This is a genomic window from Desulfopila inferna (genome assembly GCF_016919005.1).
Lineage (GTDB): Bacteria > Desulfobacterota > Desulfobulbia > Desulfobulbales > Desulfocapsaceae > Desulfopila_A > Desulfopila_A inferna.
Genome location: NZ_JAFFQE010000001.1, coordinates 298,968 through 323,965 on the forward strand (window position 1 = coordinate 298,968; position 24,998 = coordinate 323,965).

The 24,998-nt window shown below is 45.9% G+C and carries 23 protein-coding genes; 4 read left to right on the plus strand and 19 right to left on the minus strand.

Annotation, left to right across the window (positions count from 1 at the left end; genetic code table 11):
• The first annotated feature begins 466 nt into the window (after positions 1-466).
• Positions 467-832: a cell wall hydrolase gene (locus tag JWG88_RS01195; RefSeq protein WP_205231857.1), complete on the plus strand. Its 366-nt coding sequence runs from the start codon at positions 467-469 to the stop codon at positions 830-832.
• 214 nt (positions 833-1,046) lie between these two features.
• On the opposite strand, the gene JWG88_RS01200 is transcribed toward JWG88_RS01195, so the two are convergent.
• The 4 genes from JWG88_RS01200 to JWG88_RS01215 form a co-directional block, all read right to left on the minus strand.
• The gene (locus JWG88_RS01200; RefSeq protein ID WP_205231858.1) at positions 1,047-2,249 is read right to left on the minus strand and encodes a DegT/DnrJ/EryC1/StrS family aminotransferase; all 1,203 of its coding nucleotides are present in this window, start codon (positions 2,247-2,249) and stop codon (positions 1,047-1,049) included.
• A gap of 29 nt (positions 2,250-2,278) precedes the next feature.
• Positions 2,279-2,629 carry an aspartate 1-decarboxylase gene (panD, locus tag JWG88_RS01205; RefSeq protein ID WP_306793031.1) on the minus strand — a complete coding sequence of 117 codons (351 nt, stop codon included), beginning with the start codon at positions 2,627-2,629 and terminating at the stop codon, positions 2,279-2,281.
• A 146-nt stretch (positions 2,630-2,775) separates the two neighbouring features.
• Complete coding sequence (panC, locus tag JWG88_RS01210) at positions 2,776-3,621, minus strand: pantoate--beta-alanine ligase (protein WP_205231860.1); 846 nt, start codon at positions 3,619-3,621, stop codon at positions 2,776-2,778.
• Positions 3,618-4,313 (minus strand): YfgM family protein, encoded by a 696-nt coding sequence (locus JWG88_RS01215; RefSeq protein ID WP_205231861.1) that lies wholly within the window; start codon positions 4,311-4,313, stop codon positions 3,618-3,620. The genes panC and JWG88_RS01215 overlap by 4 nt, the downstream gene beginning before the upstream one ends.
• 201 nt (positions 4,314-4,514) lie before the next feature.
• Between JWG88_RS01215 and xseA the strand changes: the two genes are divergently transcribed.
• Complete coding sequence (gene xseA, locus JWG88_RS01220; RefSeq protein ID WP_205231862.1) at positions 4,515-5,873, plus strand: exodeoxyribonuclease VII large subunit; 1,359 nt, start codon at positions 4,515-4,517, stop codon at positions 5,871-5,873.
• Between the two features lie 223 nt (positions 5,874-6,096).
• Here the strand turns inward: xseA and ndk are convergent, their stop codons facing one another.
• The 13 genes from ndk to JWG88_RS01285 form a co-directional block, all read right to left on the minus strand.
• The gene (gene ndk / locus JWG88_RS01225; RefSeq protein ID WP_205231863.1) at positions 6,097-6,510 is read right to left on the minus strand and encodes a nucleoside-diphosphate kinase; all 414 of its coding nucleotides are present in this window, start codon (positions 6,508-6,510) and stop codon (positions 6,097-6,099) included.
• A gap of 120 nt (positions 6,511-6,630) precedes the next feature.
• Positions 6,631-7,014 (minus strand): hypothetical protein, encoded by a 384-nt coding sequence (locus JWG88_RS01230; protein WP_205231864.1) that lies wholly within the window; start codon positions 7,012-7,014, stop codon positions 6,631-6,633.
• A 409-nt stretch (positions 7,015-7,423) separates the two neighbouring features.
• Positions 7,424-8,431 (minus strand): adenosylcobinamide-phosphate synthase CbiB, encoded by a 1,008-nt coding sequence (gene cbiB / locus JWG88_RS01235; RefSeq protein WP_205231865.1) that lies wholly within the window; start codon positions 8,429-8,431, stop codon positions 7,424-7,426.
• Positions 8,432-8,467: 36 nt separating this feature from the next.
• The gene (locus tag JWG88_RS01240; RefSeq protein ID WP_205231866.1) at positions 8,468-11,050 is read right to left on the minus strand and encodes a cobyric acid synthase; all 2,583 of its coding nucleotides are present in this window, start codon (positions 11,048-11,050) and stop codon (positions 8,468-8,470) included.
• A gap of 10 nt (positions 11,051-11,060) precedes the next feature.
• Positions 11,061-11,813, minus strand: coding sequence for an adenosylcobinamide-GDP ribazoletransferase (cobS, locus tag JWG88_RS01245; RefSeq protein ID WP_205231867.1), 753 nt, complete (start codon positions 11,811-11,813; stop codon positions 11,061-11,063).
• Between the two features lie 21 nt (positions 11,814-11,834).
• Positions 11,835-12,902 (minus strand): nicotinate-nucleotide--dimethylbenzimidazole phosphoribosyltransferase, encoded by a 1,068-nt coding sequence (gene cobT, locus JWG88_RS01250; protein ID WP_205231868.1) that lies wholly within the window; start codon positions 12,900-12,902, stop codon positions 11,835-11,837.
• A gap of 112 nt (positions 12,903-13,014) precedes the next feature.
• On the minus strand, positions 13,015-13,566 hold the full coding sequence (cobU, locus tag JWG88_RS01255) for a bifunctional adenosylcobinamide kinase/adenosylcobinamide-phosphate guanylyltransferase (RefSeq protein ID WP_205231869.1): 552 nt from the start codon (positions 13,564-13,566) through the stop codon (positions 13,015-13,017).
• The gene (locus JWG88_RS01260; protein ID WP_205231870.1) at positions 13,559-14,149 is read right to left on the minus strand and encodes a histidine phosphatase family protein; all 591 of its coding nucleotides are present in this window, start codon (positions 14,147-14,149) and stop codon (positions 13,559-13,561) included. Before JWG88_RS01260 ends, cobU begins: the two co-directional genes overlap by 8 nt.
• A 232-nt stretch (positions 14,150-14,381) precedes the next feature.
• Complete coding sequence (locus JWG88_RS01265; RefSeq protein ID WP_205231871.1) at positions 14,382-16,136, minus strand: YcaO-like family protein; 1,755 nt, start codon at positions 16,134-16,136, stop codon at positions 14,382-14,384.
• An 86-nt stretch (positions 16,137-16,222) separates the two neighbouring features.
• Complete coding sequence (locus tag JWG88_RS01270; RefSeq protein ID WP_205231872.1) at positions 16,223-17,479, minus strand: EAL and HDOD domain-containing protein; 1,257 nt, start codon at positions 17,477-17,479, stop codon at positions 16,223-16,225.
• Positions 17,431-17,913: a tRNA (adenosine(37)-N6)-threonylcarbamoyltransferase complex ATPase subunit type 1 TsaE gene (gene tsaE / locus JWG88_RS01275; RefSeq protein WP_205231873.1), complete on the minus strand. Its 483-nt coding sequence runs from the start codon at positions 17,911-17,913 to the stop codon at positions 17,431-17,433. Before tsaE ends, JWG88_RS01270 begins: the two co-directional genes overlap by 49 nt.
• A gap of 558 nt (positions 17,914-18,471) precedes the next feature.
• Entirely contained in the window at positions 18,472-18,687 is a 216-nt protein-coding gene (locus JWG88_RS01280) for a cold-shock protein (RefSeq protein WP_205231874.1), read from the minus strand.
• Between the two features lie 218 nt (positions 18,688-18,905).
• Positions 18,906-20,711, minus strand: coding sequence for an extracellular solute-binding protein (locus tag JWG88_RS01285; protein WP_205231875.1), 1,806 nt, complete (start codon positions 20,709-20,711; stop codon positions 18,906-18,908).
• 238 nt (positions 20,712-20,949) lie between these two features.
• Here JWG88_RS01285 and JWG88_RS01290 point away from each other — a divergent pair, with 238 nt between their 5' ends.
• Both JWG88_RS01290 and JWG88_RS01295 read left to right on the plus strand, forming a co-directional pair.
• Positions 20,950-22,236, plus strand: coding sequence for a 3-isopropylmalate dehydratase large subunit (locus tag JWG88_RS01290; RefSeq protein ID WP_205231876.1), 1,287 nt, complete (start codon positions 20,950-20,952; stop codon positions 22,234-22,236).
• A gap of 149 nt (positions 22,237-22,385) precedes the next feature.
• A complete protein-coding gene (locus JWG88_RS01295; protein ID WP_205231877.1) occupies positions 22,386-22,922 on the plus strand; it encodes a 3-isopropylmalate dehydratase small subunit in 537 nt (178 codons plus the stop codon).
• A gap of 118 nt (positions 22,923-23,040) precedes the next feature.
• On the opposite strand, the gene JWG88_RS01300 is transcribed toward JWG88_RS01295, so the two are convergent.
• The gene (locus JWG88_RS01300) at positions 23,041-23,979 is read right to left on the minus strand and encodes a DnaJ C-terminal domain-containing protein (RefSeq protein ID WP_205231878.1); all 939 of its coding nucleotides are present in this window, start codon (positions 23,977-23,979) and stop codon (positions 23,041-23,043) included.
• Between the two features lie 454 nt (positions 23,980-24,433).
• The gene (locus tag JWG88_RS01305; RefSeq protein ID WP_205231879.1) at positions 24,434-24,871 is read right to left on the minus strand and encodes a single-stranded DNA-binding protein; all 438 of its coding nucleotides are present in this window, start codon (positions 24,869-24,871) and stop codon (positions 24,434-24,436) included.
• Positions 24,872-24,998: the final 127 nt, after the last annotated feature.

A 24,998-nucleotide genomic window follows, 5' to 3' on the forward strand; every position in this document is an offset into this window, starting at 1 on the left:
CTGGGATTTTTTTTTATCTCCGGCATTGGACAAAAATTTTTCTTTTATATAGAATATATTTAACCCTGATGACTTGGATAAGAACATTTGACTGATTATTTTCCTATAATTGCAATAAGAAAACGATCTGTCTGGAACGAATTAACATTTCTGCTATAACAAAATTCTTGACGTAGTCACACAATAATATACAATGGTCGCTTTTTTCGTCTGCCTGGTAACCCGGCGTGGAAGTAGAGTTCTGCGGGTACTTTAGCTACCTTTGCAGGCTTTTTTGCCTGGTATTCATGGTTTTTAAATTCCTGGTACTCCCTAGATTTAACCTTCTGAACAGATACATGCCTCAGGTTAAACTCAGTGAGTAGTATTGCAATCAGCAAAAACCTTCGCTGGCGAAATTTCGCAGTATTGGTAAATAGTCAGATTTCTGATCTTTTGCTTAATATGGCGTGTGAGGAGGGAAAGTATGACAATTTTAGAAGGAATTTTGTGGCTGACTCTCAATGTGTACCACGAAGCGCGGTCGGAACCGCAGGTAGGTCAGGTTGCTGTTGCTCATGTTACCCTTAATCGGGCCGAAACTCTTAACTTATCGATAAAGGAGGTTGTACGGCAACCATATCAGTTCTCCTGGACATTTCAAAAAAAATCATATATCCCCGATGATCCGCAAGCTTTTTTCAAATGCATGCATTCCGTTTATCTTGCCCTTCAAACTCATGATTTCACTACGGGGGCGACTTTTTACCATCTTGATAAGATTGATCCCTATTGGGCATCTGAACTCCAGTATGTCAATCAGTACGGCTCCCATAAATTTTATAAAAAATAATGTTTGAGTCGTAAAAAGCTCGATATACATCATTGTAGATCCGAAAAGGCGTTACTGCGTATCCACACGATGCCCCCAAATCGTCATTTCAGGCTCTACGCCTGACATCTCGAAAGTTCTCCAAGCCTGCGCCAAGCAGAGTCACATCCCGGCAGGAAACTTAAGCCAATACCCATTACGAGGAGTAAAAAAATACTCCTCGTGATTTTTTCTTCTAAACGGCAGCGGCACCTTGCAGTGCTTCGCATATATTTTTCAACCTATCGTCATCCATTTTTACTGAGATCGGAAATACCAGAGTGCGCTCCAGGATAGCGGTGGATTTAGGCAGGAGTTCAGGGCTGTAAACCACCCTTCTCTTTCCCTCCGGTGTAGAAAAAGGCCATCCCGAAGAGGTAAGCGTCGAACCAGCGAGAAGATGTTCCCATTGAGGATAGAAATGCCAGGTGTTTTCCGAGAAATTAATGGCACCGGCGCCCTTTTCTCTGAGATGTCGGTTCACTCTTTGACACTGTTCCTTATCTGCCAGCAGGAAGGCAAAGAAAGTAGCGGAGTCCCCTTCTGCATCGATGATTTTTCGCAGAGTTACACCTGGGATCGATAAGGCCGCCTGTTGCAGTTTAGCCTTGTGCTGTTTCTGCTGCTTGATCATGAAATCCAGCTTGGCGAGCTGAGCAATACCTATAGCTCCCTGCAGTTCCATCATTCGGTAGTTAAAACCGATAAAATTTCTGCCTTCGCCTCCACGAGTGCCGGGATTAGGAATATGATCATGGCCATGGTCATGATATTCAGACATGTTCCGCCACAGTTGCTCGTCGTTGGTAATGATCATTCCCCCTTCTCCGGTGGTCATGGTTTTTACCGGATCAAAAGAGAAGGTGCCGCATCTGCCAAATGATCCCAGGGACCTGCCGTTGACTTTTCCTCCGGCAGCCTGTGCAGTATCTTCCAGAACAGGAATGCCGAACTCCTCTGCAATAGAGATAATCTCACTGATTTCGGCAGCGGAGCCGAGCATATGTACAGGAATGATACACTTTGTTCTGTCGTTGATCTTTTTTCTCAGATCCGCAGGATCCATATTCAGGGTTTCATTGACTTCCGTAAAAACAGGAATAGCGCCGACATCGAGGATTGCCTCCCAGGTTGCGACAAAAGTAAAGCCCTGAGTTATTACCTCATCTCCAGGTCCAACTCCCAGAGCCATAAGGGCTACTTTTAACGCAGCAGTTCCTGATGTTACCGCCTGGGCATGAGTCACTCCGCAATACGCGGCAAACTTATCCTCAAGCTCTTTAACCTTATAAATTCCTTTTCTCTGCTCGGGGAATTCATATCTGAAGAGAACGCCTGTATCAAGGACATCCGCAATTTCTTTTTTTTCTTCTTCTCCAAAAAGCTCAAAACCCGGCATTGCAAGGCCTCCTTCCATGAAGATTGGGTTTATTTGGTTAACATCTGTTTTATCGTGTTATTTTGGTCGATCAAGGCAATTCTGGGATGGTATCCTTCCAATTCAGTGCTGGAAAAGTGAGCAAAAGTGGCGATGATGATTCGATCTCCGACCATCCCTTTTCTGGCCGCGGCGCCGTTCAGGCCGATCATTCCGGACCGTCTTTCGCCGGCGATAGCATAGGTTTCAAACCTTTCACCATTGTTGATGTTGTATACCCTGACCATTTCGAACGGAATGATGCCGACGGCGTCCATAAGATCTCTATCTATGGTCAGGCTACCCTCGTAGGTAAGATCAGCCTGGGTTATTGTTGCCTTGTGAAGCTTGGCTTTCAGCATTTCTATCAGCATAAAAATAGTAATCCATTAAATATTTTTTAAAAAGTATTCAGGCAGGTTCGAATGAGCAAATAACCAAACCTCATTAAAATTTTCGACAGTGCCCGGAAGAGGAGGATGGCTGCTGCCGATAAGTAACAGTATATCTAGAGAATAGCATTGTCTATGAGTCGCACTTTGTCGTTGATAAAAACGGCCAGCGCTACAAGAGCACCTTTTTGGGCAACTTCCTGTGATTCCAGGGTTGCCGGATCGACAACGGCTATATAATCAGCTCTGCATCCCTGCCCTTCATTGACAATGTCTTGCAGTTCTTCTATGAGCTTAACTACCGGGATTCTTTGTGATTCAGCTATTTTCTTGATTCCATGCTGCAATGCCTTATAAAGACATACAGCCGTTTTCCTCTCATCCCTATCAAGATACTGGTTCCGGGAACTCATGGCCAGTCCGTCTTTTTCTCTTACTATAGGATGACCAATGATATCAACGCCAAAGTTTAGATCAGCATTCATCTGTCGTAGAAGAGCAAGCTGCTGAAAATCCTTTTCACCAAAAACGGCTGTATCAGGTTGGACCAGATTAAAAAGTTTTGCCACGACAGTGGCAACGCCATCGAAGTGACCGGGACGGCTTTGGCCGCAAAGACCCTTAGAAAGGTTTTGTACCGAAATAGAGGTCTGGTATCCTCTGGGATACATCTCTTCAGGCGTTGGAGCAAAAAGAAGGTCCACTCCTGCTTCCTTTGCAAGTTGCGCATCCCTGTCAAAACTCCTGGGGTATTTCTCCAAATCCTCCCCTGGACCAAACTGGCGCGGGTTGACGAAAATACTGACCACAGTTTTGTTGCATTGCTTCCCCGCCTCCTGCATCAATGCCAGATGACCGGCATGAAAAAACCCCATGGTAGGCACGAGTCCAATGGTCTTTCCTTCTCGTTTCCATTGGCTTATCTGTGGGGCAAGATGCGAGGCATTCTTAACGATTATCACATTGATGCCTTTAATCTCGATATTTTTTCAGTTATGTAGGCATGTTCACCGGTACCAGTTGAGTCACCGCTCAATGTACCTCGATATTGCTCATATTCGTTGATTGCCGATTGAATGTTCCCCTGGATTTCGTGGATACGGGCCGTGCCGTTATAGCCGATACTTTCATATCCGGTGATATTTTTCAAAGTTGTATAATGCTGTATCGCCTCGTCGTAATGTGCAAGGGATTCCTGAACCTGGGCCAGGCCGAAGGTGACCAGGGGATAGAGAGGATTTGTGGTGCTTATGTCCTCGCTGACTTCGCCATACTGCTGCAGTGCTTTTTCCAGATTATCATTTTTAATTGCATCTCTTGCCAGTTCTATTTTAGCCCAGTTAGCAGCATCTGTTCCGGAATAATCAGTGGCAACCTGCTCCAGTGCCTTCATCCTTTTCTCGTCTTCAAGGTTTTGCGCTACTGTTAAAGCCGTACTGCTTTCGGCACGTCTGTTATCCTCATAGGATCCATACAGCGCCCAGACAACGACAATAACCGTAACCACACCAATAATAATGAATATGCTTTTCTGGTTTTTCCGCACAAAATCTATAACAGCCGGCGGCAGGTTCAACTGATCAAGGACTCCGCCCAGATCGGCCTTGTCTCTTTCATCTACATGAATTTTTTCAAACGGACTCCGTTCTGACATATATTCCTCCGAAACAATTGACAATGAGTATTGATTTTGTAGAAAATAACGATTTAAATCTTCCTTTATAATATATAGAATAATTACTGTCTATTCGTAATATAGACTTTATTCGGCCAGTGACCGTTTCTAAACTTTTTGTCAAACTCTCTGAGATGTTTTGCAGCCTTTTCGAGCCTATTGTATGTCCATGCATAAATTATGAACTACGCAGACACCATCAACATTCTCACCGTATCCGAACTTACCCAGTCCATTAAAAGCAGCCTGGAACTGCAATATAGGTTCATTCATATCCAGGGAGAGATCTCAAATCTGCGTATCCCCTATTCCGGACATATGTATTTTACTCTGAAAGACCGCGATGCCCAGATAAAGGCGGTTCTCTTCAAGGGACAGCAGAGATATCTGCCCGGGAAAATCAAGGAAGGTCAATCCATTATCTGTCATGGTAAACTCTCGGTGTACGAACCGCGCGGGGAATATCAAATCATTGTTGATACCATGGATTTTACCGGCACCGGAGATCTGCAGATACAATTTGAGAAGCTCAAGAGAAGGCTTTCAGCAGAAGGTCTTTTTCATAGTGACAATAAAATAGCGATCCCTGCATTCCCTGACCACATAGCCCTGGTCACTTCTCCCACCGGGGCCGCAGTTCGGGATTTTTTAAAAATAGCCTCAATGAGAAAATTTTGGGGAAAAATTTCCATTATTCCCGTAACCGTACAGGGCAAAAATGCCTCCGCTGAAATAGCCGCCGCCATTGAAATGGCCTGTTGTTCAACCGATGCAGATGTCCTTGTTCTAATACGAGGCGGAGGCTCACTGGAGGATCTCTGGTCTTTTAATGAAGAGCGGACTGCTCGGGCAATCCATGAGGCCACCCTTCCCGTTGTCAGCGGAATTGGTCATGACACCGACATCACCATTGCCGATTTATGTGCAGACCTGCACACTCATACACCAACCGCGGCGGCGGAAGCAATTATAGCGGACAGCGGTGCCCTTGCGAAGGTTTTCAGTAATTATAAACAATTTCTGATGGAAAAGATGCAGCGTCGCCTTGGAGAAAATGAAGAAAAAATTAGCAATCTGCGCAGAATAATCGGTGATCTGGATTTATTTCTGGCAAATTACCATCTTAAGCTCGATTATCAGACTATTTCTCTATCCAACTGTATTCAACGCAAGATATCACATCTGACTGCCAAGCTTGAAAATACCGTCGACAGACTGCGCAACCAGGCGCCGCTTCAAAAAATAACCCATCAGGAACAGAAGCTTCTCCATCTTCGCCATCAGCTCTCCGCCAGAATACATCGAACTATTGAACGTAAAGAGGAAAGTTTCATCAGGCAGGCTGCCCTGCTGGATTCGGTGAGCCCGCTTTCTATTTTATCTCGCGGTTATTCAATAGTGAGCAAAGAAGGAGTTCCGGCAGGGGGCAAAGTGATAATAACCAGGTCTGATCAGGTAGAAAGAGGAGCCGTCATCAATGTGCACCTCCATCAGGGGGAATTGGAGTGCGAAGTGTTGAATAAAAAAAATGGCAACTGATTTTTCAAGTGAAAGCTTTTACGAGCCCCTCAATTACCATTTTTTATTCCTGATTACCCTGAATCCTCTGCTCAGAATCGGGACTGCTCTGTTCACGGGTCTCTGCAGCCCGGACGGCTGCAGAGAAGCCCTCGTGTACGAGTTTATGGCTTCCCGCTGAAAGAGCAATCCCGTTCTGAGCCGGGATGCTGAGTTCAGAGGTAATCAGATTTTTATTTAACAACTAGAGCAGTTCCAGGCCGGAAAAGAAATACCCTATTTCAAATGCCGCGGTTTCCGGTGCATCGGAACCGTGTGTTGCATTTTCTCCGACAAAAGTTCCAAATTGTCGCCGCAGAGTCCCTTCCTCTGCGTCGTCCGGGTTAGTTGCCCCCATCAGTTTCCGCCATTTCCCTATGGCGCCATCCGCTTCAAGAACCATGACCACACATGGTCCGCTGCTCATGAAATCGGTAAGTTCGGCAAAAAACGGTCTATCCTTGTGCACATAGTAAAATCCCTCAGCCTCAACCTTACTTAGATAGAGTTTTTTTAATCCCCTTACAGTAAAACCTTCCTCATAGATGCGTGCCAATATTTTTCCGGCGTTGCCGGCACGGAAAGCATCGGGCTTTATAATTGCAAATGTTCGTTCCATAATTCTTCCCTCCGAAGTTAAATCAAAAAAAATTGTGTATGACCGGAAAACCTCTAGCATCCGACCTCCTGGAAGTCAAGCTTAATAACAGGAAAAATGGAGCATCAGGTTAAGGAGTTCTTATGGAGAGTCCGAGGCGATATTTTCATTGAAACCCGGGTCGAGAATATCATTTACTTCGATGGTGATTTTGTTTACCGTATCCGCGAGCTGCTGCGCCCCACTTTTACGTGCCTCACGTAATTTGTCGCCCCAAGTCTGGAGTTGGTCGGTATCTATTTTTCTTTCAGTATTGTCCTTCGACCATTCCGTTCCGATACGTATGCCCAGTGTCTCTAGTAGACGTTGCGCCTCCGGCCTTTCTTCCATGGGAAGGCAGGTAAGAATCTCTTCAGAAATTTCTTTCCAGCCGGAAAAGAACATAAGACCGTTTTGAAACTTGTTATACCACTCCTGCTCTTCCGTGGACAGTTGTTCGACCAGTTCTTTATCAATTTTTGTCACATCAAGACCTTCTTCCTGTAAATCATTTTGAGTTTTTTCAGAAAAATCCTCATTATCCTCAGCAAATACCGAGGGACAGTACATACAAATACAGATGACTATAAATATGCGAAATAATATAATCATGTTAAGAAAAATAAGGAAAACAGGATGAGTGGTAATTCATTGTGGAAAATCTTTCAGGCAGATTAAAGCACCTATATAATTATATCCTTATGGACAAATAGTTCAAAGCTTATGGATTAGTTTAAAATATCACCCAGCTGAACTGGACTCTTTACAGTACCCCGTTGAGGGATATTAAGACCTTTAAACAAATGTTTTCTTGCAAGATGCTGAGTTTACAGAAGATCCAAAAAGGCAACGTGAGAGATAATCTTTCATTTTTAAAGCCCAAATATGCCGCGCATCATAAAACCATCGTTGCCCAAATGCAAATATTTCTACCGAGCAGAAGAAAAAAAATACATACAAATGACGCAGTCAGAATAATCCTGTTCGCCTCGATAATGTGATGCGGCAAAATTCTTTCTGTGTCGTCGCCGATGAATGGTTTTATCACTATCTCACCAAAATAGCTTAAGGGACCGCCGAATTGAAAACCGAGGGCGCCGGCAAGTGCGGCTTCGGTATGACCGGCATTCGGGCTGGAATGATTGTGCCGATCGCGAAAAAAAATTCTGCAGCTGTTTTTTCCGTCATACCCCATCAGAAATGAGGTCAGGACAACGGCCAGCCCACTGAGGCGTGCCGGTATGAAGTTAGCTACATCGTCAAGCCGAGCGGGCGCCCAGCCAAAGTAGAGATATACCTCATTTTTATACCCGAACATGGAATCCATGGTGTTGATCGTCTTATACATTGTCATACCTATTGCGGCCATTGCAATTTCACTCAGGGGTGTGAAGGCGGCGAACAGGGAGAAAACAACGGCCCAGAAAAGAGGCGCGGTTATTCCATCAACCATATTTTCCGCGACCGTCTCGATGCACGCCCTGCACACTTCTTCATTCTGCAGGTATTCAGTATCCCTGCCGACGATACGACCCACTGCATTTCTGGCATCCTCTAGATTTTCCACAGGGGAGAGCGAGGCATAGACCGCCTGGCTGTGCACCAGCAGATCCTTCACCGCTATAAGAGAATACATAATAAGAACGGCAAATACGGCCTGAAGCAGGATTGAATACACTCCAGCAAGATAAAGAAGAGATGTCATCGTCGACAGTGTGACGAGCAGAGTTAAAAACGTAACCGCCAGACCTGCCGACCTTTCATCGGCAATAATCATGCGCAACACTTTTTCCAGGGATTGCGCCAGTGCTGCTATGATTCTGACCGGATGTGGATACCATCTGGGATCGCCGAGAACACCGTCCAGCAGTAGCGCTATAATAAAAAGAATTTCAAAAATCATAAGGTATGAATAGAAAAATATATGTTCAGGCAATTCTCAGAGACCCAATAGACGGTAAACCCTGTCCATATCAATAGAGCTGCGCACTACTTTGGCCAGATTATCAAAGGCATCTTCCAGATTATAAGGAGCAACGATTTGCTCCACCCTTGATAATCCGGCTTTGCTTCGTAAGTTATCAATAAACCAGCGCCTGAAGAGATCGGAATCAAAAACGCCATGAAGATAAGCGCCCCATATAGGTCGTTCACTATGCCGATTTCCACAAATCGATCGATCGTCGAAGCGAAGCAGAGGAGTTACCGAACCGGTTGAAATACCATGGTGGATTTCATATCCATGAACCTCGATTCCCGTAAGGATGTGTTTTCCACTGCGGCGTACAAGTGTCTTTTCGGCGGCAAGGGAAGTTGTAATATCAAGGAGACCGAGGCCCTGTCTGGTCTCCTTGTCTGATTCAACTGAATGCGGGTCTTCAACACTTTTCCCTAATATCTGATAGCCTCCACAGATTCCTACAATCTCGCAGCCCTTTGCGGCTCTTTCTTTAATCTCCTCCGCCAGCCCGGTCGAGTGAAGATATTCGATATCCCCCATCACGTTTTTTGATCCCGGCAATATGATAGCCAGAGGCTCACCGAGATCGTCTTTCGAGTTGACGATGTTAAGAAAAACATCGGGCTCTTCCAGAAATGGTTCGATGTCGGTAAAATTTGATATATGAGGCAGATTAATCAAAGCTATCTCGACATATTCTCCCTGCGGCCGCACTTTCTGCAACTTTCCTTCCTTGAAGGAAACCGAGTCCTCTTCGGGAATATTCAATTCTCTGATGTATGGTATGGTACCCAGAACCGGTTTACCTGTATGGTCGAGCAGATAACGGTGAGCGCTTTCAAGCAGGGAGGCATCTCCACGAAAACGATTCACCAGAAATCCGGCTATCAGTTGTCTCTCCCACTCTTCCAGAACCTCCATGGTGCCGACAAACGAAGCGTAAACTCCTCCCCTGTCAATATCACCAACCAGCAAAACCGGAGCTTGGGCATAATGCGCCATCTGCATATTGACAATGTCATGATGCTTTAAATTTACCTCACCGGGAGACCCGGCACCCTCGAGGATGACGGCGTCGAATTCTGAAGCGAGTTCATCATAACTCCTGCAGGCCGCACTTCCTGCCTCTTTTTTATATGCTACATATTGAGAGACGCTCATATTGCCTACCGGTTTTCCATGAACAATAATCTGGCTGCCGATGTCCGAGTTCGGCTTGAGCAGGACCGGGTTCATGCGCACATCGGGATCCAGTCTGGCGGCCTGAGCCTGGACTACCTGGGCACGTCCCATCTCCAGGCCGTCATACGTCACAAAAGAATTGAGCGACATATTCTGTGCCTTGAAAGGGGCGACACGCACACCATCCTGAATGAGAATTCTGCACAGAGCAGCGACCAGTACTGATTTGCCGGCATTTGAAGAAGTTCCCTGGATCATCAGGGAGGAGCGATGGGGTCTTCCTTTGCGGCCCTTTTTGCTCTTCCCGAAAAACACCTCTAAACCATTTATGAGTTGAGCGTTCTCTTCAGGAGTCTTTACGGCAATGCGAAAATATTTTTTACTTAAACCTGCGTAGTTGCTGCAATCTCGTATAGCAATATTGTGGTATTGCAACAGGTGCTTAGCTAGAATCCGGACGTTGCTTTTCGTCTCGATCCTTACCAGGAAATAATTGACCTCCGAGGGAAATACCGTAATTTCCCTGAAGGTCGAAAGTGTATCGAACAACTCTGTTTGAACACCCCGCAGATAATTTAAAGTTTTCTCACGGTAGTCGGTATCGGCGAAGAGTTTTGCTCCAACCGCCTGGGCAAGTGAATTGACCGTCCATGGAGGCAGAACCTGCCTGAGTTTCTCTGCGATGGATACTGGGAAACTGCCGAAGCCGAGACGCAGTCCCGGAATGGCATAAAATTTAGTAAGGGAGTTCAAGGTAATGATGTTTGCCGATATACCGGCAACGGACGTTCTTCCTGGAACAAAATCCAAAAAAGCTTCATCAATGAGAAACCAGGAATGAGGAAATCTTTCGGCAAGTCTGGCTATTGCCGCAGGCTCGACCAGGCCGGCGGTCGGATTATTGGGGGAGCCGATGATTACAATATCGTCGGGCTGAATGACCTCTGCAAGAGCATTCATATCGAGCTGAAAATTGTTTTTCGGTGACAGGGGAAATTGTAGGATTTCCAGGCCATTCAGTTCCATCACCTTCTGGTAATCGATATAGGAAGGAACCGGGATAACCGCCCTGCGGCACTGCAAAGCCCCAGGCAAGGCATAGAGTAGTTCGGTGGTACCGTTGGCTGCGATGATGCTGTCTTTGCTTATCTGGTGAAAGTCGGCAATTGCTTCTATAAAGGTATAACAGTCAGGATCGGGATAATGAATGATACCGGAAAGCTCTTTACTGATGGTGGCGCGCAGCCAAACCGGTGGTCCTTTGGGGTTTATATTTGCACTGAAATCAATAATCGGATTCTGTCCCGATGCCTGCCGTGACAATAGATGGATATTGCCGCCATGTCCGTTATTCAGGGTGACGGTGTCATTCTTTCCCATTTGATGCTCATTAAAGGTTGAGATATATAGCAAAAAACATAGCTACAGCTGTTTCTGTGAGTTCGCAGACAGCTCCAAGCGTATCACCGGTCGTTCCGCCCAATACTTTTCTGCACCACATTCCAAACAGAAAAACGGTAGACAGAAGCGCAGCCAGAGTCAGAAGCGCGAAAAGAAAATTGCTGAACACACCGGTAACGAGGATGACCAAAATTGCCAATGCCGGAGTAAGCAGGTTCTTCGTGACAGAGAAGAGCCTGCCCAGTCCACCCTCTCGTGCACAGGGGAGATAGGCCATGGAAATTACCAGCGCACATCTTCCCCCAAGCGGCATGAAAAGAACTGCAGCAGCGACCTTCTCAGTGGGGATAGAGAGCAGAGCGGCAAATTTAAAGAGCAGCAGCAGCACCAGGGCGATAACTCCCATCGCCCCGCTTCTGCTGTCATGCATGATAACCAGAATCTTTTCTTTCGGTCGGGCGCTGAGAAAGCCATCAGCCGTATCGGCAAGACCATCGAGATGGAGAAATCCTGAAATAATTGCAAGGTAAAGGATAATTACACAGGAAAAAAGCGGCGGCGGTAAAAATTGGGCCAGCAATGAAGTGAGAATAACTCCGCCAATACCTATGAGCAAGCCGACCAGGGAAAAATAATTACCGCATTTGGCGAAATATTCGCTATCCCTGTCGGCGTACCAGGGCAGCGGCAGGATGGTGAGAAAGCGCAGTGCGGTTAAAAAACAGATCAGATTGCTCTTCATAATCGAGAGACTCAAGATTTCCTACTTGTCGGCATTTGCCACTGCAGCTTCTTCAAAGGTGGAAACTTCCGTCAAGATCGCAACCGCAGCCTCAACCAGGTTCATGGCCAATGCACCACCTGTTCCTTCTCCAAGCCGCAGATTAAGATCAAGAAGCGGTTTGTTGCAGCCAAGATAAGTCTGCATGGCTTCATGTCCAGGTTCTACTGACTTATGGGAAAAAATCAGATAATCCCTGACAAAGGGTTCGATGGATGATGCAATCATCGCCCCGGCTGTAGAGATAAATCCATCGACAATGACAGGTTTGGAGTTAGCGGCCGCCCCCAGGATCAATCCGGCAATCCCGCCAATTTCAAAACCACCTATTTTGGCCAGAACATCCAGCCCCTTCGCAGCGTTGGGATTGTTGATCGCGATGGCCTTCTCTACTATTTTTATCTTGTGGAGAAGCTGTTGGTCATCGAGACCGGTCCCCCTACCCGTCAGTTCGGCCACATCTTTTTTGGTAAACACCGCAGCAATGGCTGTAGAAGGAGTGGTATTTCCGATCCCCATATCTCCGGTGCCGAATATATCGTAGCTTTTCGAAAGTTCATCGGCTATCTCGATTCCGGATTCGATTGCGCGTCTGGCCATGGCATGGCTCATGGCAGGACCCCGGGCAATGTTATCAGTCCCTAAGCCAACCTTTTTATTGATAATCTTTCCGGAACTGGCCAAATTGTTGAGGTCGGCATTTACGCCCATATCGACCACAAAGATGTCCGCGCCTGCCTGGCGGGCAAGAGCATTAATTCCTGCCCCTCCATTGACAAAATTGGCAACCATCTGAGGTGTGACCTCACTGGGAAACTTGCTGATGCCTTCAACGGTCACACCATGATCCCCGGCCATGGTCACAATGGCCTTTCGCTTTACGGCCGGTTTGATCGTACGCGTCATCCCGGCTATTTCAATGGCAAGATCCATGAGATCTCCGAGGGCCCAATACGGTATGGCGAGCTGATCGAGTCTGTTTTTTGCCTCCTCCCGACTAATGCTGTCCTGAGGGAAGATCCTCTTGAGAGTTTTTTCCAGTGTGCTCATGAATCAATCCTGTTCTTAGTATCTTACAGATCTCTTTCTGGTATTTTTTTTGCAAGAAATTAATCTGTCTAAAGGTTCTTGTACCCCAAGGGGGTGCTGTAAAGAGTCCAGCTCAGCTGGGTTTGTATTTTTTCAATGTGAGTGGAAGACCGCAACAGACCAGTACCACTTCATCGGCGCCTTGAGCGATGTTTTGATTGCATCTGCCGACAAGATCCCGGTAGTGTCTGGTCGCGGGAGACTCCGGCACAATACCTGATCCAATTTCATTTGTAACAAAAATAATAGTGGCGGGATGGCTACTGCCTACTCTTAGCATTTCTTCACAGAGAAGGGACATCTGGGCTTCGTCGATGCTCCGGCATGTCTCGCGGTCTTTGTATATAAGGTTGTTGACCCATAACGTCAGACAATCGACAAGAATAACATCAACATCACGATGAGACCGCAGTACAGTGCTGATCTCCACCTCTTCTTCAATGGTAAACCATCCCTTTCCCTGTCTGTCCCGCTTATGTTTTGTTATCCGATCATCCATCTCCGGATCGATTTTGGGACAGGTGGCGATAAACATCCTCTTCCCCTCTATTGCTTCGGCGCGTTGTTGGGCATAAAGGCTTTTGCCGCTTCTTGATCCACCGGTAACGAGAATAATATCAGACACGTATCACTCCATTGTTTAATCCTGTCAAAATTCCGCCATCGCTATGCAGGTCAAGTATGGTAAATTTTCCGCACTCGACCTTAAAGTATAAATACGAGTCAAAAGATAAATTCAGGAAACGGCAAACCAGGTGTCGAATTACCCCCCCATGGGAAATGATAAGAATTTTCCCGGCTTCGGCGGCGTGAACCGAAGAGGCAAAATCATTGATGCGCTCATAAAAATCAGCTAGCTTTTCCCCTCCGGGAAAACAAAATGAACTGCCGGCACAACGCCATTCCTCTACCAGATCGGGCGACGAGCAGGCAATTTCAGAAAAAGTTTTCCCCTCCCATTTTCCGAAATTGATCTCAGCTATTCGTTCATCGTAAATTACATCCCGATGAAGCCCCAAAGCCTCTCTGGTTTGTCGGCATCTTCTCAAGGGGCTGCAGAAAATTATCGGAAAGGAATGCCGGGCAACATATGGAACTTGAGCGAGAATCTCTTCTATTCCATTTTCTGATAATTCTATATCGGAAACACCTACATATCTGTCGGTGAGCGTTGTTGAGCCATGTCGCAGCAGAAAAATCTTTTTCATGAAGAGTTTCTCGTGTCTCAGGAAATCAAAAAAAAATGCACATTTTTGAAGCCGAAAATTTATGATAATAAAGATGACCCCACAAATTATCAAGTGATTTCAGGAATGGGCTTTGAACAGGTCAATAGATGGAAAGGCAGGATTTCATCTTATAATACCTTACATTGCTTGTATTTTCTGTAGCACAGGTAAGTGAGGGAAAAGTCGATGCCATGCCATTTCCCTCACTATCTCATTTTTGCTTTTCCGCTAGAAGCCTATCGAGATAATCCTGTGCAAAATCCAGGGAGGAATCCAGAGTCAGTGCAAGGGTGAAAAATTGTACAGCCTCATTATCTTTTCCTAATTTGGCGTAATTTACCCCAAGATTGGCGTAGTCCATTGCCGAGGTCGGATTAAGATCGACTGCGCGTTTGAAACACTCAATGGCTTTCTCGTACAGTTCTTTTTTAAAGTAACATACGCCGAGAAGATTATAAAGATCGGGGCGTTCATCATCTTCATGACATCCCTTGATAAGAGCGGCAATAGCAGCATCATATTGACCTATCTTGGAGAGACAGTTGCCTTGATAGGAATAGATATATGGCAGATCCTCTTTTTCCGGATCAAGCAACAGAGATTTCTCAAAATGTGGCAGCGCTTCTTCATAGAGCTCGAGGTTAAATAGATTCCGGCCTCGATAAAATTCAACATAGTAGGTATCCGGCGACACTTCGCTCATCCGGTCCAGAGCTTCCTCAATTTCACCTGGATTGTCAATAAGTTCAACCACCAGCTTGGCGGCAAATAATCCCACTGAACGGATCATCGAACGCTCACGAAAATGGGCTCCGGGAATGATGGTATAAAGAGCTGGAATTTCAAGATCTTCATGAGCCACATCAATCATGAAAATGTCCATTCCGATTTTCTCAAGGGCGGCTGTACAGTTTTCAACCTCAACCTTGATATTATTGTGAGAGAGATCGTTCATCCTGGAAACAGTTGTGTGCAGGCCCGGATTGGTCACATATTCAACTTCGGCAAGCGAAAGTGGTTTGGGAAGGCCCGAGGCAACGTAATTTGAATTGGAGTTGAAATCACCGGCAAGCTGGGCAACCTCGGTTATCGCCCTGATTATGGCCTTCTCTGCATCAGGGGTTGTCCCGGCTGTGTAAACTATTTCACTCTTCTCCGGAAATGTCGCAGGATCAACAGCAAGAGCTCCTACCGTACAGATTCCAGTATTCAGTGAAAAATCATTAAGATAAAGCTGAATTCCATTTTTTTCGAATGTGTCAATAAGCTTTCGTGCGACTGGATCTTGCACAGAGTCAGGATCTATTGTCGGTGTCGCCATTTGGTTGTGGGTAATTACCGAGCAGACATGTCGTTCAACGATCTCACTGATTCCCTGCAGAGCCGCCTCTTCGTAAGTATTACCGGCCGAAGGACCGTTAAATTCATTGATCGCATAGAACCAGGAAAAGGGAATCAGAACCTCTTCGTTCTTGGTAATATTGGTGGCCCAGGTCCACTGCATGGGAATTTCGGCAAGAAGTCTTTCCAGGGTTGCCTCGTCGGTTTTTTCATCATGGACAGACTGCAGGAGGTAATGAAGCTCCATCACCGGATATCCCTGAGAACGCATAGCGGCATAGTCCCCTGTGATGAAGTTGGCGGCAGAGTTCTTAAAGGAGAAGAAGGAAAAACGTTCAGCAAGTTCCATACAGGCGGATGCCTTGGCCTGCATAGGGGAGGCCCCTTTGCCCATCTGTTTTTTGGTACCGATTATATTGACCGCATCTTCCCCGCACACGCTAAAGTAAACCGGGATATCAAGTCTGCCGTTATCGATCCGTTTCACTTCACTCAGGATTTTGATATTTGGTTTTTCCAGTTTAGCGTAGAAACGCTTAACTGTTTCTTCAGGCGAAATTGCCTTATCCTGATCTATAGTAAAGGTTTTGAGACAGTCCGAAAATGTAACTTTTTGCTTTTTCATAATATAAAAGATGTAATAAATTTTATGAGAACAGTCACTGAGCATGATGCTTACTGCTCTCTTTTGCATTCAGATTGAGATAAAAATCATTCCTGGTTGAATGATTCGGCCCACCTGAGAGATTCGAGGTAAAATTCTACTACTTTTCCACTATCAATTGCAGCTTTTTTATGGGCATATTTAAAAGCTACCCAATTGCCGGTTTCATAACTTTCCAGAAGGCGCAGAAAAAAGAACAGCTCACCCTGCCGGTGCAGAAGGGCCGACTGGATGTTCCATGACAGAGGAAGCTTGCTGAAAATCTCTTCCATATTCTTATCGAGCATTGCGTCAATGAGGGAGAACAACCCCAACAGGAACATCTCACTGCTGTCTCTACCGGTTTCAATGCCGACCAGTTCAAGGAAACGGGCACGGACGATGGAGAGGCGGATAAGCTCAAGAGGCTTGTTTTCAGCAAGTTTGCTGGTGACGATGAGACTTACGAAAAGCTTGAAACTTTTCTCCCCGAGAAAGCTTATAGCCTGTTTGATCGAAGATATCGGCTGCAGCCTGCTGAAATGAGCAGAGTTGAGATAGTTTAACAGCTTATAAGATATGGAAACATCCTGGATAACCAGTTCTTCCAGTGTGGATATATCGAATTCCGCAGAATTGAGCTGGGCCAGCAGCTGCAGCATTATCAACTGAGATGCAGAGAGTTCTTTGTTTTTGAGGATCTCCGGTCTGGAAAAAAAATATCCTTGAAAATATTGGAACCCCAGAGAGGCTGCGGCGTTAAACTCTTCATATGTCTCTATCTTTTCCGCAAGGATTTTACAGCCTCTGGATAACAGCGAGGTGATCATAGTTTCGATAGTTTCTCTTGAGGTCAGGCGAAAATCTATCTTTACGATATCGACAAGCTCGAGCAACTCATCGAATGATCCGGAATAGACGAAATCATCGAGGGCCAGCATATATCCCTGCTCCTTCAACTCCCTGCAGGCCTGTATGGTCTTTGGATCCGGTGAGACGCTTTCCAGTATTTCAACCACCAGTTTATCTTGAGGAAAGAGGTGCGGCGTTCCTTCTTTAATCAAATCTTCTGTGAAATTAATAAAAGCTGGCTTACCTACGGCAATTCTGTCTATTCCGACGGTGAAAAACGAAGAAGACAACAGGCTGGTTGTCGCTGTATCTCCATCTATGTCCGGAAAAACATTGGAATTTCCTTCCCGGAAGAGAAGTTCGTATCCAAAGAGTATTTTTTCTCTGTCGAATATTGGCTGACGGGCAACAAAAACGTCCATCATTATGACCTTGAGACAGTTTTCAGTAATACAGTAACTCTTTCCTGCCATAAGGCTTCCGGGTATGTACAAACAGCAACTCTTGCATTCTGACCACTGCCGGTGAGAAAAATTGACAATCTGTCCTGCGGCAGAATATCCAAGGCTTTGCCGGCCCATTCAATCACCGTCACACCTGATCCGTAAAAATATTCATCAAGTCCCATTTCCACGACATCATCGCTGTTCGACAGTCGGTAGAAGTCCATGTGATAGAGTGGTATAATGCCTGGATATTCGTGGAATATATTGAAGGAAGGACTGGTCACATAGCAATTTTTGTCAATGCCCATTCCCAAGGCAATAGCTTGGGTCAAGGTCGTTTTTCCGGAACCCAGCTGACCGTCCAGACAAATAACATCCCCTTGGCCGGCGAGTTTTCCGAGACCGATACCGAATTTCTTGGTTTCTGTTTCTGAATCCAGTGTAAGTTTAATGGTTTTCATGTATGATCTTGTAAAAAGTCATGAATTTGCCGGGATGGTCTCTGCGATAAGCACCCGTACGGGCATCAACTCCGACTACGAGAAGGTACGATATACCAGGCGTAGTAACTGAAACGGCGATTTGGCAGTACATGTGGTCCGGCGAATGGCATTTTCAGATCTACAACGATGCAGGACCGGGCATTACGAATCCACATATGCATCTGAAGGATGTATTCCAGAATTTTCATCAAGGGAGAGAAGGACTACCAGAAATTGAGCGGAAATGAAAGGAATAAAAAAAGCCAGCCCGGATATTTCACGAGCCTGACAGGCTCGCTCGAAGGGTGAAAAGTTGTTTTTCATTTATGGTTACAACTTTGTGCTCTGGAAAATTTTCCATACTTATGTCAAAACTCATTGATAACGGTAATTCTTTTTAAGAAATGGTTCTTCATGTTCGGGCCGGTGCTGTCAGGCTTGATGATTTGGTCTGTCTGCGGCTGAATAGGAAAATTAAAAAAAAAGCCCGCCGGTACAGAGAACGGCGGGCTTTTAGGCATGATGACGAAGAGACGGCTACATCATTTTAGCGACATTTTCAGCCTGCAGACCTTTATCGGTTTTTGCTACGGAAAACTCAACGTTTTCACCTTCCTCCAGGCTGCGAAAGCCTTCGCCCTGAATGGCGCTGAAGTGCACGAAAACATCGGCCTCTCCATTTGGTCTCTCAAGAAAGCCATACCCTTTGCTTGCATTAAACCACTTCACCTTTCCCTTAACACGATCTAACATACTCAAAACCCTCCATTGAACGACAGTATTTCTGTCAACCTTAAACCTTGGCATCCCTTTTCCCCGAACAGCTGCGAAATGCCTAACCCAATAGAAGGTTATCAAAATTCAAAACTCCTAGTCAAGGAAAAAAGGCCGAAATACTTCAATAGAACAATAATTTAAGAAAATTAAAAGGTTAGTAAAATGAAAAGCCACTCAGTTATAATAACACTACTTTATTTGGCCCACCAGGTCATCAGCAGTTGGAAATAGTTATAGTATTTAGGCAAAGTCCGTGGGTGTTCAAATTTATCGTAATAGGCCAATCTGTGCCCGCTCACATGCCAGTTGGGAACGACGTAAAAACCGTACCATAGTACTCTGTCAAGAGCCTTGGTGGCTGCTGTCAGTTCATCCTGGGTTGTTGCGTAGATGATTTTTTCGACCAGGGCGTCAACGGCTGGAGAACGTATTCCTGCAATATTACCTGATCCTGGCTTGTCGGCAGCTTCAGAATGCCAGTAGTTCTTCTGTTCATTTCCAGGGGATTGGGACTGGCTGAAAACACTAATGATCATATCAAAGTCGAAATTCTGTACCCTTTCAGTATACAGAGCCTGATCCAGGACCCTGTAATCTGCCCTGATTCCAAGCCTGGAGAGATTCTTTACATAGGGCGCCATTACCCGGCTGAAACTGGGCGAAACCAAGAGAATCTCAAACTCAAACGGCTGCCCCTTGTCGTTGACCAGCCCCCCATTCTCCACCTGCCAGCCGGCTTCATTGAGCAAGGCTTTGGCTCGCAGCAAATTTTCGCGACGGTCGCCCTCCTCTTCATTAACCGGCGGTTGCAGTGGAGTCGTGAAAATTCGTTCGGGGAGTTCGTCTTCAAACTCCTTCAGATATTGCAGTTCAAGCCCCTGCGGTTTATCCGTTGCGGCAAGATAGGAATTACTGAAAAAGGAATCACTTCTGGTGTACTGATTGTAAAAAAGCGATCTGTTGGTCCACTCAAAATCGAAGGCAAGAGATAATGCTTCCCGGACCCGAACATCGGCAAAAAGAGGATTTCTCAGGTTCATGACCAGCCCCTGCATCCCGGCATTATTCATGTGGGGAAACAGTTTTTTTACGATGGTGCCGTTTTCAAATTTCGGTCCGGTCATATCGCGGGCCCACTGTTTGGCAATATTCACAAAGAGCACGTCAAATTCACCTGCCTTAAATGCCTCCACCGAGACGGTCTGATCTTTGTAGTACTTTATGGTAATAGTATCGAAATTGTACATCCCTCGACGTACACTCTTCTCCTTTGCCCAGTAGTTGGGGTTTCTTTTGTAGACGATGGTCTTTCCCTGAACGATCTTTTCCACGATATAGGGACCAGTACCCAGAGGCGGAACACGTAAATCTTCCTGACCGAACTCATGTTCTGAATAAAAGGCCTTGGAAAAAATTGGTATTGACAGAGCGATCAGTGGCAATTCTCTGTTTTTCTGGCTGAATATGAACTTTATGGTATGTTTATTCAGTATTTCAGCACCTTTGATATCAAAATAATAATCTGCATAAAGGGGGTGAACTTTGTTGCTTTTCATAATGTTTAATGAAAATAGAACATCTTCAGCGGTAACTTCACTCCCATCTGAGAAGGCGGCGCCCTCATCGAGCACCAGGGTCATGGAAAGTTTATCCTCAGCCACCTCGATATCTTCGGCAATGAGACCGTATTTAGCAAATGGTTCGTCAAGGCTCGAGATCGCAAGAGGCTCAAAGACCAGTTCCTCAAGACCAAAGGGAGTGATACCTTTAAGTGTATATGGGTTCATTTTATCAAAACCACCTATACTGTGAAGAATGAGCCGTCCACCCTTGCGGGCCTCTGCAGAGGTATACTCGAACTGTTTAAAACCTTTCTCGTATTTTAAAGTATCGTCAATCGATAGGCCATGTGCACCATAAGAGATTTGAGTGCCATGGAAAAAGAAAGAGATTATGGAGAAGAAGAATAGAATCTTCGGAAATGTAATAATTTTTATCATCCGTATTTAACCTGATTAAGAGATAGACACTCTGGCTATATTGCCAAGGATCCTGTTTTTAGAGGTTGATTATATAATGGCAATATTACCATTAATCGGGTAAATTGTCAGCCCTTCCTGACTCGCTTGGCTCAATATTCTGGTGAGCGCAGAGAGGTAATTCATCAATATCCGGCAACATTTTTATATACATTCAAGGTGTTGGTTAATAGCTAATGAAACGTACTGGAGTTAACGAATGGGAAAAACCATTGCACAAAAAATATTCGAGGCCCATCTCCGTGATAATCCCACCCCGGAAAATATGGTTCTCGATCTTGATGTGGTGATGTGCCATGAAATTACCACACCCATCGCCATTATGGATCTTGTCGAAAAAGGTATGGATTCAGTCTTTGATCCCAATAAGATCAAGGCTGTAATCGACCATGTGACACCTGCAAAGGATTCCAAGACCGCTACCCAGGGAAAGATCCTGCGTGATTGGGCAAAACGGCATAATATTAAAGATTTTTTTGATATTGGGGCCAATGGAGTCTGCCATGCATTGTTCCCTGAGAAAGGATTTATACGTCCCGGTTACACTGCCATTATGGGAGATTCCCATACTTGTACGCATGGCGCTTTCGGAGCATTCGCCGCGGGCGTCGGCACAACCGACCTGGAAGTTGGCATCTACAAGGGCGTCTGTTCTTTCAGGAAACCGAAAACCCTCAGAATCTACCTAACCGGCGAACTTCGAAAAGGAGTCTCTGCAAAGGATGTCATTCTGGCCATAATAAAAAAGATTACTGTAAACGGCGGCACGGACAAGGTAATCGAGTTTGTTGGACCGGTTGTCGATGCTTTCAATATGTCGCAACGGATGACACTCTGTAATATGGCGGTGGAGGCTGGTGCTACCAGCGGAATCTGCATGCCAGACAGAGTTACGGCAGAATATCTCTGGCCATCCATCAAGGATGATTACATCTCTCTTGAGGCTGCCGTCGAGGACTTCCTTAAATGGCATTCAGATGAAGATGCCGTCTTTGAGGATACCATACATATTGATGTCAGCACCCTGGTTCCCCAGATGACTGTTCAGTTTAAACCGGACCAGGTGGTGGATATAGAATCGATCGAAGATACAGCCGTCGACCAGGTCTATATCGGTTCCTGCACCAACGGGCGCATTGAAGATCTGCGCGAAGCCGCTCAAATACTGAAAGACAGATCTCTTGCACCCGGTGTCCGGGGAATAGTGACTCCTGCCACCCCACATATTTACAGCATGGCTCTCGATGAAGGTCTGATAAAGATTTTTATGGACGCGGGTTTCTGTGTTCTCAACCCGACATGCGGTGCCTGTCTGGGCATGAGTGCAGGTGTGTTGGCCGAGGGTGAGGTTTGTGCCTCTACCACCAATCGAAACTTCAACGGACGTATGGGCAAAGGCGGCATGGTGCACCTGCTGAGCCCCTATTCCGCGGCTGCCGCAGCTGTAACCGGCAGGATCACCGATCCTCGCACCTTACTTGATTGATAGAATATAAAAAAAAGCTTGATCCACATCGATGTAGATCGAACTTTCTTGAAGTCGGAGTTTATGCCCGTACGGGTGCTTGTCGCAGATTCCAACCCGGCAACTTCGATGATTTTTGACGAGATCATCTTGATTAACGAGGAATACATATGAAGACATTTGGCGGTCCAGCTCTTTTTCTGGACAGAGACGATATAAATACCGATGAGATAATACCCGCGAAATACCTCACGGAAATCACCAAAACAGCCTTAGGTCCTCATCTTCTTGAGGATCTCCTGGTAGACGATCAGGCTTTCGATAATCGATCGCAGCAGATGAATGAGGCGAAGGTCATTGTCACCCGGGCAAATTTTGGCTGCGGTTCTTCACGCGAACACGCCGTCTGGGTTTTTGAAGTGAACAATATCAACGTAATTGTTGCTGAAAGTTTTGCCCGCATATTCCGGCAGAATATGTTCAACTGCGGGATTCTTGCCATCGAGCTGCCCAAAAAGGATATAGACAGAATTCTTGCCATGACCGGCAAGGTCGAGATTCAGGTCGATCTGGAAGGGGAAACACTGCAGGCTGAATCATCCGACGCCGCCTGTGATTCGGTGACCTGCAAGTTTGAACTTAATCATTTTGACAGGGATCTGGTTGGAGCCGGCGGCTGGCTGGCCTACGCCGACCAACGTTATTAAGTTCCCGATCTTCATTTTCTTGAGAGGTGGGTACTTTTCAAGGAGATGTCTTAAGGGTAAAAAATCAAGGGCAGCAGGACACTGGTGTGTGTCTGTTGCCCTTGATGGCTACCTGTAATCACATACCGTGTTCTTTCAACTGGTTGACCAGTTCCTTTTGGGCTTCGGTCAATTCATGGGGTACGCGAATCCCTACTTTCACATAAATGTCGCCTCGATCTCCTAACGGGCCGTGAGGCAGACCGTGCCCCTTAATCCGAAGTCTGGCATCGCATGGAGTTCCGGGTGGGACTTTTACATTAAATTTTTTCCCTTCCAGGGTGGTTACTTCCACCTGTGTGCCCAGGCAGGCCTCACTGAATTGTATCTGCACCGCCATAATAAGATCGTCGCCATCACGCGAAAATATTTCATGCGGCATCACATCTACTTTTAAAAAAAGATCTCCCGGTACACCGCCCGCCGGGGCAACGCCGCCTTTACCTTTTAAACGAAGCTTTTTGCCCGCTTCTATGCCGGCCGGGACTTTTACCGAAACATTTTGAATCTCGCCGTTTTTTCTCAGGGAAATATTTTTATTTGCTCCTTTCATGATATCATCAAGAGAAACGGAGAGTTGATACACCATATCCTGGCCTTTGGCCGGCTGTGCATACCCTCCGGAACTGCGGCCCTGCATATCTTCCGCCCCCATCTTGAAGAAGGAAGAAAAAGGATTGCTTTGTGATCCTCCTCTGCCGGTATGGAAGGTAGCTCGGCCGCTCCCTCCGTCAAAGCCGAACTGTCTTAATATGTCATTGAGATCAAAGTTTCTGAAAATATCTTCTTGAGAATATCGCTTATGGAAATCGGTTGAACCATATGTGTCATATTGCTTCTTTTTTTCAGGGTCCGACAAGACCGCATATGCTTCGCTTATCTCTTTGAACTTTGATTCGGCTTCTTTGTCACCGGGGTTCTTGTCAGGATGATACTTAAGAGCGAGCTTTCGATAGGCTTTTTTAATCTCGCTTGTACCGGCATTTTTGGATACACCTAATGTTTGATAATAGTCCATACCTTTTCAGATTCGTAACCATGTGGTGAAATTTTTGATGAGGAGAACAATCGCATACTTATCGTGCTAATCTTATGGTTGCACAATATGGTCTCTTGTCCCCATCGTCAACCCCCTCTTTTAAGGTCTGTAGCAGCTTCGCGGAAGATATCTTAAGCGTATTGATGATATCGAATAAAGCCCAATCACATGTATCGCTCATTCCCCGGCCAGATACTATCTGAGCCATCCCGGACCTACGTGGCAATTATTTAAAGGAGTCCATCTAATAAAAAAACCTCCCGCCACAATGCCGCAGCATATCGGAGATGAAGCAACCACATCTCGCCGGACTGCGGCATTGGAATACTCTATGTTTTTTCCATCGAAGCCCTAATCACACTGTTATGAACAACACCGGACATTAATAAAACCGGCAGCAAGCCTCAGCCGTGACTTTCTTTTTCAAGAACTGCTAAAAGGGTACGTCTTCACCTGTTCCGCCATAGCCTGGAGGGGGCTCCGGAAAAGAATCCTGGCTGGATCCATAGCTGCCGCCACCACCGGCCCCGCCGGATTCAACACCTCCTCGGGGAGAGAGCATTTTCATCTCTCTTGCAATAATTTCAGTTGTATACTTATCGTTGCCATTCTGGTCCTGCCATTTTCGGGTTTGAATTTTTCCCTCTATATAAACCTTTGAGCCTTTGTTCAGGTATTCGCCGCAGATCTCGGCGAGCTTGGCCCAAGCCACGATCCTATGCCATTCGGTTTTCTCTTGAGAGTTACCATCCCGGTCTTTAAATCTTTCGGTGGTTGCTATATTAAATGTAGCCACTTGTGTTCCCGACTGGGTATAACGGATTTCCGGATCAGCTCCTAAATTGCCTATCAGTATTGCTTTGTTTACCATTTCTTTCTCCTGTTGGATGGCTGCGGTTTCACCTTAGTGGTTTTATGCTTGGATTTTCCTGGTTAGAGACAAGCTCGTTAAGGCGCTTATGCCGAGGGGCTATAAGCCCCGTGTATATAGGTTTGTG